This window comes from Richelia sinica FACHB-800 (genome assembly GCF_014698825.1).
GTDB lineage: Bacteria > Cyanobacteriota > Cyanobacteriia > Cyanobacteriales > Nostocaceae > FACHB-800.
Genome location: NZ_JACJTT010000067.1, coordinates 1 through 13,849 on the forward strand (window position 1 = coordinate 1; position 13,849 = coordinate 13,849).

Here is a 13,849-nt window from a genome sequence, read left to right on the forward strand (position 1 = left end):
TGATAGAATGTCGGTATCATTTTCAATAGATTGGTCTTGTTGAGAATATAAGACCTATCTTTTTTTACCATACACCTTCACATTCTTTACTCTGTCTCTTTTTCAGCCTTCTTTGTCCCCCCTTAAGGTCTAAACAATAAAATCTGAACACCAATGATAACATCCCTCTTCTCTTCCTCTCTACGTCTCTGCGTGAGATAATAAAAAAAGGACGAACTAAAAAGCCCGTCCTTAAATTGCCGAATAACACGCAAAACTTAAATCTTTGCTTCTTCTTTCACTAACTTATCCCAACCTAAATCTTTCAGATTATTGTTACGACGCAAGGGACGAGTTACCAATTCTAAAACATCACGAGCATTACCAAAACCGTGAATTTGAGCAAAGGTAAATTCTACAGACCATTTAGTATTAATACCCCTGGCTTCCAATGGGTTAGCGTGAGACATGCCAGTAATTACTAGGTCTGGTTTTAACTCATAAATACGCTGAACTTGATTGTAATTATCTGGCTTTTCCACAATTTTCGGTAAAGGAACACCCATTTCTTCACAGGTCTTTTCTAACAAAGCTAACTCAGCAGCTTGATAGCGTTTATCCATATAAGGAATACCAATTTCTGGTACAGTCATTCCGCAACGAACTAAGAACCGTGCGAGGGAAATTTCTAACAGGTTATCACCCATGAAAAACACAGATTTACCGCGAATTAATTTCACGTAATCTTCTAAATTTTCCCAAATCTGCGCTTCTCTTTCTTCTAAACCTTGGGGTGTAATTCCAAATACAGAACAAATTTTTTCTACCCAAGCGCGTGTTCCGTCCGGGCCAATGGGGAAGGGTGCGCTAATGAGTTTACATTTGCGGCGACGCATTAAAGTTGTAGCTGTGCGACTGAGGAAGGGGTTAACACCGGCAACGTAATATCCTTCTTCAATCACTGGTAATTCGGTAAAGCGTTTCGCAGGTAACCAACCAGAAACCTTTATCCCTTGTTTCTTCAGTTCTAAGGTTAACTGGGTAACTACAGGGTCAGGTAAAGAACCAAAGAGGACTAAGGGGGGATGGTCTACATAGTTAGATTCTTCTTGTACTACTTCTTCTTTTTTCTTCCCGAAGTGGAGAAGTTTCTGGATAGCGTTGCGTTCTTGTTTTTCGGTCTCGGCTATGGGTGCTTGAGAAGGACAACGGTTAGCCATTGCTGCTAAAACTGTGTCTTCCCCTTGGGTGAAAGCATAGTCTAAACCGTTGGCACGGGCAACAACAATGGGAATACCAATTTCTGCTTCTAACTTGGGTGCTAAACCTTCCAAGTCCATTTTAATAATTTCGGTAGTGCAAGTGCCAATCCAGACAATTACACTAGGATTGCGATCGCGCTTTATTTGCTCGCACAATCTTGTTAGTTCTTCATAATCATTCAATTGTGCTGAAATGTCCCCTTCTTCCAACTCTGCCATTGCGTAGCGGGGTTCAGCGAAAATCATCACCCCCATCGCATTTTGGAGGAAATAGCCGCAAGTCTTTGTCCCAATTACCAAAAAGAAGCTATCTTCAATTTTTTGATATAACCAAGCCACACAGCTAATTGGACAAAAGGTATGGTAATTGCCAGTTTCACATTCAAAGGTTAATGCTTCTGGTTGTTGAGCGACAGTCATGTTGATTTTCTCCCCTTGATTTTTAAAGCGTACAAGGCAGGTGAATATAGGGTGAATGAAGAAAGGAGTGGAGAAGCTCCCAGGAACTTCTCTGTAGTCTATGGATGAGAGAATGAACCAATAACCTGCATTCTCATTGCTCTACATTGAACTCCTTTCGTTGTCATACCAAACACTAACTAGCTATCCCTAGATTCAACAGGAACGCTAAGATTTAAGCATTAGGGAAGAGACGGGCCATCTCCGATTCATCAAAAACTCCTGATGGTAACTCTTCCCCAAAAGATTCGTTATTATCGTCACCTTTGGCTAAAGACATTTCGTCACCCCAGACATCAGATAAGACATCGCTAAAAGCGGTTTCTTCCGGTGGTGTTAAGTCTTCTAAGCCTTGGTCATCAAGATTGTCATCTGCTAAAGTCATGGACTCAAAGGACATATCCTCAAAGTTGCCCATGGCTTCTGAATCATCACTGTGTCCGTTACCAACAGCCAGATGATCAAAACCATTGTCAGTCAATGATTCACCATCTTCTGAGTCAGAAGTAGTTTCCAAACCAGAATGATTAGCATAGCTTCTGGGTTCTGTCATCGGACTGATGCGGTTTCCCAAGGCAATATCTGGGTCAAAATGCAAATCCAGCACCTCTACTAAGGTATCTGCATCTGGATTCAGTTTAGAGAAAGGATACATCAATTGAGCCAGTTTTGGCTCTAGGGCATTGACTACTCCCAGGATGAGATAAGAAGGGGGCCGCTTTCCGCCGTCGGGTGTATAGACGGATTCTACAGCCATGTGCATGGATATCCATTCACGGTTGAGTTGAAAAAATTGCAACCACTTTTGTTTGATTGAATCGGTAAAGCTATCAAAGAATGCCATAGTAGTCCCCCATCCTGAGAGGTAAAATGTTTTATACAACCATCAAGTCTAATTCCTCTTCCACTCTAGTGGCTTGTGGTTTACCCGGATTTAGATAAAAATCTGACAATAAAGAAAATAGTTCACGGTCTTGAGCATCGTTAGGAACGACACCTTCAGGACGGGATAAAATTTGATCGGCTATATTCAGGTAATAATCGCAAACGTAAGCCAGGGAAGGGTCTGACTCTGCCATTTCAAATAAAGTTTTACCTTTAACGCGGGAAACACGGATATCTTCAATTAAAGGTAATACTTCTAAAACTGGCATCGGTACGGCTTCAACATATTTATCAATTAAGTCTCTCTTGGAGGTACGATTACCGATTAAGCCAGCTAAACGCAATGGGTGAGTACGTGCTTTTTCTCGTACAGAAGCGGCAATACGGTTTGCAGCAAATAAAGCATCAAAGCCATTATCTGTGACAATCAAGCAGTAATCTGCGTAGTTGAGGGGTGCAGCAAATCCACCACAAACAACGTCGCCGAGAACATCAAACAAAATCACATCATATTCGTCAAAAGCATTGAGTTCTTTCAATAATTTGACGGTTTCACCTACCACATAACCACCACATCCTGCACCAGCGGGTGGGCCACCAGCTTCTACACAATCAACGCCACCATAGCCTTTATAAATAACATCTTCTGGCCAGACATCTTCGTAGTGATAGTTCTTTTCTTGTAAGGTGTCGATAATAGTAGGAATTAAAAATCCGGTCAAAGTGAAGGTGCTGTCGTGTTTGGGGTCACAGCCAATTTGCAGGACTTTTTTACCGCGTTTGGCTAAGGCGACGGAGATATTACAGCTAGTTGTAGATTTACCGATACCACCTTTTCCATAGACTGCTAGTTTCACTGGTTTTGCCTCTTAAGATGTGGTTTGTCAAACTTGCAGCTCAAACATTTGCCTTCACCTAAGCTGAGAGGCGATGTGTGAGGTGTGAGTGTCATTATTGTGCAAATTTTCTGGAAAGGAAAGGGTCTTTAAATATGCAAACCGTTGATATACAGCGATTTTAAACTTAAAAGATACTTTTTTCGGCTTTATAAAGATTTAAATTAGTTTAAATCTTTATATTTTATTTTTTAGATTATTTATTTTTTATATAAATAAAAATAGTAACAAAAGACAAAAAATTAGTTCAGAAGTATGGCTAGACCTCAATATGGCTAAGGCACAGGACGAGAATGCTATCCGCAGGGAGTAGGTAGGGCTGGTACTGTTTGGGCAGTAGCCAAAAGCAGATGAATTAGGAGTGACAAAGTAAAAAGCTGTCAACGCCAGTGGTATAGCAGGTGAGAGTCCTAAAAGCCTTTGTTTATCTCAGTTTTAGCTGTAGTTAATGTCCTAACTGCCTTGTCTACGGCTATATCATTAAATCCAGATGTGTAGAGAATAAGTCGATGCTGAATCTGTAGATAGACAAGGTAATGGCGATACCATACTCATACGTTAAATAGAGATAATTAGGGGAATTATTGGCAAATGCCATGAAATTTGAGAAAAAATAATTTCATAGGTTTGAATCTGCGATCGCTTGTTGAGTCTGTAGAATCGGTAAATATTTATTAAAATATCAAAATCTTATCCACTGGCTAAGGTGCTAACTGCCAGCAAGCATAGGAAATGGGCTGCTCAAAAAACATACATTAACCTTAAATACTTCTCTCTCTATCACCTGTCACCTGTCCCCTGTCACCTATCACCTGTCCCCTGTCACCTATCCCCTGTCACCTATCCCCTGTCACCTGTCACCTATCCCCTATCACCTGTGCTAGTTCTTCCGTCTCATCTTGCACTTTAGCTTTAATTTCTTTTAAGGTTTGCCAGCCTGGTTGCCATTGGGAGTTATCTTGTAAAAGCTTGGCATTGATCCAAAAGCGGACATTGGGGTCACAGGATGCAACCATTTCTGCATAAACCCATTTACCTTGGTTTTTGCGGTTGATTACTTGAAAATGTCGCCAACCGTCTACTTTTTTTTGGGCAGTCCACTTAGAACCGAGTAGGTGGGGAAACTTTTGTTTTTTCGGCATTAGTTAATTTATCAATCTTCAGTTGATATTAAATCACCATTTAAGTCGAAGATTTGATGGTCTAATTGTCCATCTTGTTCAATACACAGAGAAAAATAGCAAAGATGTTGACCGCAGATATCGATGTAATTAGTAATTTTGCGCTTTTTTTTCGCTAGCCTTTGGCGGACAATTTCATTCGGGCAGAGTATTTCTAATGTCCCTGTACCATCTTCATGGGTGACGATGCGAAATAGACAATCTTGTAACATTGCCCGACTACTACTGTCAAAAAACTGCTTAAATCGCTTGAGTCTTTCGCCTTGAGTCATTTTACTGACAGGAGTAGGCAGGATTAAATCTTCTGCTTCTATCTCAAAGTCATCATCTTCAAAATCGTAGGGGTTCATCATCATTAGCTGGGAGGTGGGGTTAATGTGAGGAAAAAACCTATTGACGATTTGTACAAGTCTCCCCATGGATGAGGAGTAACTGTTCATAGGTTAAAACGGACGGTAATACTACTTGATAAAGACGTGAAGACCGATCCATAGAGTAACTGCCATGTTTTTACAATGAGTTTATAAGCACAAATTCACTGTTGTTTGATCTGGGACGGAATCAGGCTGACACCTATAGTAGTGTGTTCCTGCCGGATCTGGAGTGGTTTATTACAGTAAAAACCTATGCAACCAACTAATCCAAACCAATTTACAGAAAAAGCTTGGGAAGCGATCGCCCACACCCCGGATATCGCTAAACAATACCACCAACAGCAGCTAGAAAGTGAGCATCTGATGAAAGCACTGCTGGAACAAGAAGGGCTAGCTGGTGCAATTTTTAATAAAGCTGGTGTAAATTTACAAAAAGTAGGCGATCGCACAGAACAATTCCTCCAGCGTCAACCTAGAGTCTCTGGTAGTAGCAGTTCTGTTTACTTAGGACGCAGCTTAGACAGCCTCCTTGACCGAGCGGAAAATTATCGGCAAGAATTTAAAGACGAATATATTTCCATAGAACATATACTACTGGCTTATGCCAAAGATGACCGCTTTGGTAAAGGTCTATGCCAAGAATTTGGTCTAGATGAAGGCAAATTAAAAAATATTATTAAACAAATTCGGGGGAGTCAGAAAGTGACTGACCAAAATCCAGAAGGTAAATATCAATCTCTAGAAAAATATGGCCGTGACTTGACCGAAGCGGCCCGTCAAGGTCAACTCGACCCCGTGATTGGTCGTGATGATGAAATTCGCCGCACAGTCCAAATTCTCTCCCGTCGCACCAAAAATAACCCGGTTTTAATTGGGGAACCAGGGGTAGGTAAAACAGCCATTGCCGAAGGTTTAGCACAGCGTATTGTCGCTGGAGATGTGCCTCAATCCCTCAAAGATAGAAAACTCATCGCCTTAGATATGGGTGCTTTAATTGCGGGGGCAAAATTCCGTGGTGAATTTGAGGAACGCTTAAAAGCAGTATTAAAAGAAGTCACTGAATCAGGTGGAAATATTGTCCTGTTTATCGATGAAATTCACACCGTTGTCGGTGCTGGTGCCACCCAAGGGGCGATGGATGCAGGGAATTTGTTAAAACCAATGTTAGCGCGGGGTGAATTGCGCTGTATTGGGGCCACAACCCTGGATGAATATCGTAAATATATTGAAAAAGATGCAGCCCTAGAAAGACGCTTTCAGCAGGTGTATGTAGACCAGCCCAATGTGGAAGATACAATTTCCATTTTGCGCGGGTTGAAGGAACGCTATGAAGTGCATCACGGGGTGAGAATATCTGATAGTGCCTTGGTAGCTGCGGCCACCTTATCTAATCGTTATATTAGCGATCGCTTTCTTCCAGATAAAGCCATTGACCTCGTAGACGAAGCTGCCGCTAGATTGAAAATGGAGATTACCTCCAAACCAGAAGAACTAGACGAAATTGACCGCAAAATTTTGCAATTGGAAATGGAAAAACTCTCCTTGCAAAAAGAAAGTGATGCGGCTTCCCGTGAACGTCTAGAACGTCTAGAAAAAGAACTAGCTGACTTCAAAGAAGAACAAAGAACCCTCAGCGCTCAATGGCAATCCGAAAAAGATATCATTACAAAAATCCAATCAATTAAGGAAGAAATTGACAGAGTTAATCTGGAAATACAACAAGCAGAAAGAAATTACGACCTCAACCGCGCCGCTGAATTAAAATATGGCAAATTAACCGATTTGCACCGTAAATTAGAATCCACAGAAGGGGAACTAGCCCATACCCAAGGTGCAGGTAAATCACTCCTGCGAGAAGAAGTCACAGAAGCTGATATTGCCGAAATTATTTCTAAGTGGACAGGAATTCCCATCAGTAAATTGGTGGAATCAGAAAAAGAAAAACTGCTGCATTTAGAAGATGAATTACATCATCGGGTGATTGGACAAAATGAGGCGGTAACAGCCGTTGCTGATGCCATTCAGCGTTCTCGTGCTGGACTATCTGACCCCAACCGTCCCATTGCTAGTTTTATCTTCCTGGGCCCCACCGGTGTGGGTAAAACTGAATTAGCTAAAGCTTTGGCGACATATATGTTCGACTCAGAAGAAGCTTTAGTGCGAATCGATATGTCTGAATACATGGAGAAACACGCCGTTTCTCGGTTAATTGGTGCCCCTCCTGGTTATGTGGGTTATGAAGAAGGAGGACAATTAACAGAAGCAATTCGTCGTCGTCCCTACGCGGTAATTTTATTCGACGAAATTGAAAAAGCACACCCAGATGTATTTAATATTTTCCTGCAAATTCTCGATGATGGTCGGGTGACCGATTCCCAAGGACGGACGGTTGATTTCAAAAATACAATTATCATCATGACCAGTAACATTGGTTCTCAATACATCCTCGATGTATCTGGAGATGATAGCCGTTATGATGAAATGCGCCATCGAGTGATGGAAGCAATGCGTAGCAGTTTCCGTCCAGAATTTTTAAACCGCATTGATGAATTAATAATCTTCCACAGCCTGCAAAAACACGAACTGCGTCACATTGTGCAGTTGCAGGTAGATAGATTAAGAGAAAGATTGAGTGATAGAAAAATGTCTCTCAAACTCTCTACTAGTGCTTTGGACTTTTTAGCAGAAGTAGGATACGACCCTGTATTTGGTGCTAGACCACTAAAAAGGGCCATTCAGAGAGAGTTAGAAACTCAAATTGCTAAAGGCATCTTGCGTGGTGACTTCAACGACGGTGACACCATTTTTGTAGACATTCAAAATGAACGTCTATCCTTTAGCCGTTTGCCTTCTGAGGTATTTGCCAGCTAATTGCTAGACAATTCTGAGGTTTGAGATTTTTTGTTCATAAATTTATCTCTGATGAACGAAATCAAAAATCTGCACTTGACAACTTTCAGGCCCCTATCCCTGGTGGTGGTGGGGGTCATTTTATTGCAGGTGACATTTGATAGGGCACAGGGAACAGGTGACAGTGGTAAAAGCCTTTGGATTTCTCAGTTTTAGTTAATGTCTTCACTTTCTGGCCTACAGCTATAAATATCTTCAAGTTAATTCAAGATCAGAAAGATGAATAACCTTTGAGGACATCATCAACCAGGTATTTTCAGTTTTCATAAAAACTGGGTAACTTTCTCAGAAAAACTGAATTATCCTCGAATGCCTAAGGTTTCTATTAATTGAGTGAGAGAAATGCCATGTAACCGCGCTAATTCCGATAAATACTCAACTCGATGTTCTTGTAATTTATCGATTTGTTCACTTAAGTACAATAGCTCTTTATATTCATCGCTTCTCAGTATTTCCATTGTTTCCCGTGACAATAATTTATCATAGCCACTATGTGAATTCGCTACCTTTCCTTGGTGCATTTTGAGAAACAAATCTACTTCAGCTTGAATCAAACTAGTGGCCTTACGATGAGCATGTAAGGTAATTACGCGAGATAAGAACTGCTCTAGGTCTAGCTGGTTCATCTGCTCAACTGCATTGAATAGTTCTTCGACGGAAATTTTAACTTCAACCTTTACTGCTGACATGTGGTCGATTACACCAGAATAATTTTGTCAACATTTTATCAACTGGCGATAGCAAGGGAGTAGATGAAGTTAGTGAAAAACACGTTTAAAAGGGATTAATTTTCATTAAATTTTGTAAAACTTCATTAACAAAATATAATCCATCAGTGCGATCGCTGAAACCACCTCTTTTATCTATACATTAAACAAAAGAGCGATCGCACCCTTGATGACAGTAATCGGTGACTTGACCGTGTTTACAGAGCTAACCAAACCAATGGGAAGGTTCACAAGCAGGTTCTACTGTTTCTCGCAAACAATGACTAATCCAGCCAGATTTTTGTTGAAAAATAGCAAAAATGCCTTGGTGGATTAATTGTTGTAGATGTAGTTTTTGTTCTAAAGGATTGCGGGACAACTTGTGGCTGAAAATAGAACTTTTTTCTACCTTATTAATAGTGCTGTTTCCTTCAGCTATGAAATTATCAAAATAAGGAATCTGATTGAGAACAAAGTGAATCAATTCTTGCCGGAGGTCAGGCAGGGCAAAGGCTTGTTGGTAAGGTTGGTATGGATAGGTATGTAAAACAGTTTCTATTTCGTTAATTACTGATTCATGAGTCAATTTGACTAGTGTTTTCATAAGTAATTATCTCCATTTTCATTCATGTCTTGATTGGTACAACAAAAGTAGATTGTCATACGAGTTTTGTCATGATAAGCAGTTATAGGATTTTTTTCTAGTAGATAATCAATCCCTTAACTATCATTATTTGTAAGTACAAAACCAAGTTATTCAGTTATTTTTAGTTAACGTTTATACCAGCCGCCGTTAACTTCCGTAAACATTTCTCAGTAAGACAGTAGATTCCTTGTCATCAGTCTATGCTTCCTATTATTTCAAAATTACGAAATTTTAGTTAAAAACTACACAAAACGCATCATTTACCTTGAGGGATCAATTTTAATGCCTATTACTAAATTGTAAATTTACTTCAATTTGTTGCGATTATAAACTCACATTGTTATTTACATTACTTAGAATATTCAACATTGGTTATTTTGTCTTTGTATTGTAAACAACGCTATTTTTAGTTATAGGTCATTCCATCTCAAAACTGGGAAAATCCTCTCTAGCTAAAGCTTTGGATGAAATTATAAAGAAATAAGAAAATTTTTATAACCTTGTGATACATATAAATTTTTTCTGGGGGTCTAGCATTGCTAAACCCGGAATCTCACCACATTAACGCCAATCATCCAGGGCAAAAATATCCGACCGATTGTACCCTGGTGTATTGGGTTTTTGCATAGTAACTCCAGTAATTTGGGTGCGAAAACCTATGGCTATTAAATAGCGATAGGCTTCATGACGGCTAGTATTAACTCCAGCTAATAAATTGGACATACCAACAGTTAAAGCCATGTTTTCGCAGAGGTTGAGTAATTGCGCGAATCTATCGACAGCATGAATTTCTGGCAGCACCGCAGCAAACTTAACATAACAGTTATTGCTACCAGCTTCTGTTCCTGCACCATAATGGCAAACAGCCAATCCTACTACTTTGCTGTCATCCAGCAAAAAAATAGTATCTCCTAGTTCTAGATTTGATACAGCTTGAATTTCTTTTCTCAGATCCAGTCCTGGGTAAATCCTGTGGGTCAGTTCTAAACTAGCCATTAAAACTTGTTCTTGTTCTGATTGTCTTAACAGGGAGTAGCGCAGAAAGTCACAATTTACCTCACATGGTGATGCGGATTTAGCCATAACTGCTGTGAGATATTGTGGCCAAAACCCAAATTTTTGATATAAAGCATGATGTTTGGCACTGTTGGGAAAGGTAAATAAACCAGCTTGTTTAATTCCCCATGCTTCCAAGCGATCGCATACTGCGGCAATTAGTTGCTTGGCTACACCTTGATTCCACAACTGAGGATGGACACTTAAAGGTCCAAAGAAACCAAAACTCCCCCAATTAGTCGCCAAATTCGACCCCATCAGTTGACCATCTAATTCAGCCGCAAAAGCCCCGGTGGGTTCTGTCCAGTAACGATGACGGATATAAGCAGCATCTCCAGCAAACTGAAATGGATCGGCTAATCCCACAAAGGTACCAAAAGCTAACCGAAATAAGCGATCGGCAGTTTCAATTTCCTGACTTTGCAGCAAGCGAATAGATAGATTCATGTTGGTTTTAGTTTTGGCTAATTCAGATTACCATCATCCAACCAAGAGACCTGGACTTCGAGCTTTTCACAGCACTCCCGGACTAAACGTAAACCTGCATCTAATGACAATTGAGCGGTAGTCGGAGTAAACTCCTGTAATATTTCAGCTTCTATCGTTTGATAGTGTTCCATGTCCTGGCTGAGTTTTTCCAAAAAATGTGCGCCTTCCTTGGCTTCACTCATGGCAAACTTGAAAATTGAATCCACATAAGCCTGAACTCTGGGGCTTTTCATTCCTTCTGTAGCTGCGGTATAGAGTAATTGACCATTCAGATAAGCAAAATCTGGTACATAGAGATGGTTGCCAGCTAACTCAAATACCTCTACTCCTTTAGCTGGTCTCACAGTTAAATTCTCGTGTCTAACTCGATTAGCAGCATTTTCTAACAAGATAATGATGGCTAAAGTAACGGAAGGGTAGTTGCTGTCTATACACCTGACTTCCACTGTGCCGATTTTGTTGAGTCGAATGGGATTCCATGCGGACTTGAGTAAGCTACCCCCCGACTCTAAAAACTGGTGACGTTCAATTCCAGCTTTTTCCAAAGCTTGCAACCAAGTATAGTAACGAGCAAATTGTTGTTCAACCAAATCCTCCACCGTCTCGGCATAGGGCATGAGTCCACCCACAGCTTGTAAATTTGTGTAAACTCCTTCCCAACCAAAGACTTCACTCCCACGATAGCGGATGGTATGGGCTGCTAATCCAATTGCTTGTCCTTCATAAAAGGGACAGGCCCTAGTAAGGGAAATCAGGGCAGAATCGCAAGCTGTAGCTAAGTTGTAAATATTTAATAATTCCTCTCGTTCTGCGGATGTGGAGTTATAAGAAACTGCCACACGAGGGTCAATTACCCCTGCTGGTACTTCTAAATGTAGATGTGTACCTGTACATTTGCCAGCGTGGAGAAATTTATCATAGCCGACCGTGCGGGCTTGAATATGATAGTTGGGGCGATCGCGCATCACGGGCATAATGTGCAAAGGATAACTAGACAGAGGATAGAGGCGTAGATGCATCTGTCGCGATACAGATAGTGCTAATTTGAGATTTTTCAGGTATTCCCTGGCTAGTTCTATGCCTGTATAAGCTGGAGGTGTGTTAATCTCCACCATACTTTTCACGAACTCCGGCACAAAGTAATTAGGATTAATACCCTGTGCTTGGGCCATCAGATGACAACTGTCCAGAAATTCATCAGCGCGATCGCTCAAATAACCATTTTCATCTACTAGAAAAAACTCTTGCTCAAGACCGATACGACGTTTAACTACACCCATATCGCTCATTAATCCTATCTTGAAAAATCCTGACTTTGCTTATTAGGATAAGGTGACATGGTGAACATATACCTAACACCATTTACAAAAATTTTTGCTATCACTAGAAACCAACAGGCAACCATCAAGGCATATTGATTGGCATTAATGCTGATTAGCTTGAGCATTAATTTTCATCCTATATTTTTTCACCTGCTGTCCTAAATCTCCAGTCAACCAATCATCAAACTGTGGATACACAGGTAATCGGGGCACTAATTCCCACCCCCCAGGTTCCAAAATCTTCCTTAATGTCTGTGCTTGTAAGTGGGGATAATCTGGATTTACTTCATCTTTCGGGCCAATTCCCCCCAAATCTCGCGCACCCCCTTCTATACAAGCCAGTAACCATCCCTCATCTACAACTAAATTCGGGGGAATTTGAATCGTAATATCTGCGGGAAGAATTTCCCTAGCTTGAGCGATCGCTTCTGGTAAGCGATGGGGGTCAAAAGGTGGTGCATCAAAGCTTTGCAGACTTCCTGGACTGTGGGGTTGTAATATTACTTCTTGAATGTTTTGGTATTTTTGATGCAACTGAGAAATTGCTGCTAAAGTTTCCCACCAATCAGCTTCTGTTTCTCCTATTCCTAACAGCAAGCCTGTAGTAAAAGGTATTTGCAATTCTCCTGCCCATTGTAATTGTTGCAGTCTTACTTCTGGTAGTTTACTCGGTGCATGACGATGGACTGTATTTAACAATTTTGGTGTTAACTGTTCCAACATCAAACCCATGGAAACATTCACAGTTTTTAGCTTTTGCATTTCCTCCCGACTCAGTGGCCCAGCATTCGTATGGGGTAAAAATCCCATCTCCAAAGCTAAAACACATAAATCATAAATACGCTGCAACCAAGCTTGCCGCTGGGGTGAACGGGGATGAACTTCACCACTCAGGATGAGAATTTCACAGACATTTTGCTGTTGTAATTGTTGCAAGATTCTTTTTGCCTCTGTCAGAGTCATCCAGGGAATTTGACCAGGGTCGGTGCGAAAATTGCAGTAACTACACCTGTTAAAGCATTCGTAAGTAGGAACAAGGGTAAAAGCTGGACTATATGTAACGCTGAATTGGTGAGATGAAGACATCAGGTAAAGCAGGTTAAAGGTGGCAAAGTCTATTTGGGTCTATGTTTTATTAAACAAAATATAAGATGTAAGGATGATAATTCAGTATGAATTATGTAAAGACAGTATATACATAAGTATTTATAATATTTTGTTCTCAAGCTGTAATCTGATGGTGGTTTTTCAGCTAAACCACGTCTAGCTTGCACAATAAAAATACCAATAACTCTTGTGGGGCAAGATGCTTGCCCGCTTCCATTATGCAACTCCAATATGTAATAGCTGCTGAGTAGCGGAGTAAACGCTTTTCACTCTCTGACCAAAAACTGAGAAATGTAACAAAAAGTATACGAACTCAAAAGCCATGCTGTGTTTAGATTTTAACGATTAACGTTACATAGCTTTACATGTTTATTCAAAAATTTTGCCAAAACCCCTTTACAAAACTAAATATCTTGCTTAATATAAGTACATAAAGGTTGGAAACCCAACCAAAACATCATCATAAAAGCGCAATCATAAAGACATGACAGCAACCTTACAACAGCGCCAAAGCGCCAACGTATGGGATCGCTTTTGCGAATTCATCACCAGCACCAACAACCGCTTATACATCGG

11 protein-coding genes are annotated in these 13,849 nt (G+C 40.5%); 1 reads left to right on the forward strand and 10 read right to left on the reverse strand.

The window, feature by feature from the left end:
* Positions 1-257: 257 nt before the first annotated feature.
* From H6G73_RS23690 to H6G73_RS23710, 5 genes are all read right to left on the reverse strand, one after another.
* Positions 258-1,661 carry a ferredoxin:protochlorophyllide reductase (ATP-dependent) subunit N gene (locus H6G73_RS23690; RefSeq protein ID WP_190608936.1) on the reverse strand — a complete coding sequence of 468 codons (1,404 nt, stop codon included), beginning with the start codon at positions 1,659-1,661 and terminating at the stop codon, positions 258-260.
* Positions 1,662-1,875: 214 nt separating this feature from the next.
* On the reverse strand, positions 1,876-2,544 hold the full coding sequence (locus H6G73_RS23695) for a DUF5331 domain-containing protein (protein WP_190608937.1): 669 nt from the start codon (positions 2,542-2,544) through the stop codon (positions 1,876-1,878).
* Positions 2,545-2,575: 31 nt separating this feature from the next.
* Complete coding sequence (bchL, locus tag H6G73_RS23700) at positions 2,576-3,442, reverse strand: ferredoxin:protochlorophyllide reductase (ATP-dependent) iron-sulfur ATP-binding protein (protein ID WP_190608939.1); 867 nt, start codon at positions 3,440-3,442, stop codon at positions 2,576-2,578.
* 896 nt (positions 3,443-4,338) lie between these two features.
* On the reverse strand, positions 4,339-4,623 hold the full coding sequence (locus H6G73_RS23705) for a TIGR02450 family Trp-rich protein (protein WP_190608941.1): 285 nt from the start codon (positions 4,621-4,623) through the stop codon (positions 4,339-4,341).
* A gap of 11 nt (positions 4,624-4,634) precedes the next feature.
* Entirely contained in the window at positions 4,635-5,102 is a 468-nt protein-coding gene (locus H6G73_RS23710) for a hypothetical protein (protein ID WP_242034298.1), read from the reverse strand.
* Positions 5,103-5,288: 186 nt separating this feature from the next.
* On the opposite strand from H6G73_RS23710, the gene clpB reads away from it, so the two are divergent.
* The gene (clpB, locus tag H6G73_RS23715; protein ID WP_190608942.1) at positions 5,289-7,907 is read left to right on the forward strand and encodes an ATP-dependent chaperone ClpB; all 2,619 of its coding nucleotides are present in this window, start codon (positions 5,289-5,291) and stop codon (positions 7,905-7,907) included.
* A 338-nt stretch (positions 7,908-8,245) separates the two neighbouring features.
* On the opposite strand, the gene H6G73_RS23720 is transcribed toward clpB, so the two are convergent.
* The 5 genes from H6G73_RS23720 to cofG all read right to left on the reverse strand — a co-directional run bounded on the left by H6G73_RS23720 (position 8,246) and on the right by cofG (position 13,252).
* Positions 8,246-8,635, reverse strand: coding sequence for an STAS/SEC14 domain-containing protein (locus H6G73_RS23720; RefSeq protein WP_190608944.1), 390 nt, complete (start codon positions 8,633-8,635; stop codon positions 8,246-8,248).
* Positions 8,636-8,879: 244 nt separating this feature from the next.
* On the reverse strand, positions 8,880-9,257 hold the full coding sequence (locus tag H6G73_RS23725; protein WP_190608946.1) for a hypothetical protein: 378 nt from the start codon (positions 9,255-9,257) through the stop codon (positions 8,880-8,882).
* A 603-nt stretch (positions 9,258-9,860) separates the two neighbouring features.
* Positions 9,861-10,802: a GNAT family N-acetyltransferase gene (locus tag H6G73_RS23730; RefSeq protein WP_190608948.1), complete on the reverse strand. Its 942-nt coding sequence runs from the start codon at positions 10,800-10,802 to the stop codon at positions 9,861-9,863.
* Between the two features lie 17 nt (positions 10,803-10,819).
* Positions 10,820-12,124, reverse strand: coding sequence for a glutamate-cysteine ligase family protein (locus tag H6G73_RS23735; protein ID WP_190608950.1), 1,305 nt, complete (start codon positions 12,122-12,124; stop codon positions 10,820-10,822).
* Positions 12,125-12,268: 144 nt separating this feature from the next.
* The gene (cofG, locus tag H6G73_RS23740; RefSeq protein WP_190608951.1) at positions 12,269-13,252 is read right to left on the reverse strand and encodes a 7,8-didemethyl-8-hydroxy-5-deazariboflavin synthase subunit CofG; all 984 of its coding nucleotides are present in this window, start codon (positions 13,250-13,252) and stop codon (positions 12,269-12,271) included.
* Between the last annotated feature and the right edge of the window lie 597 nt (positions 13,253-13,849).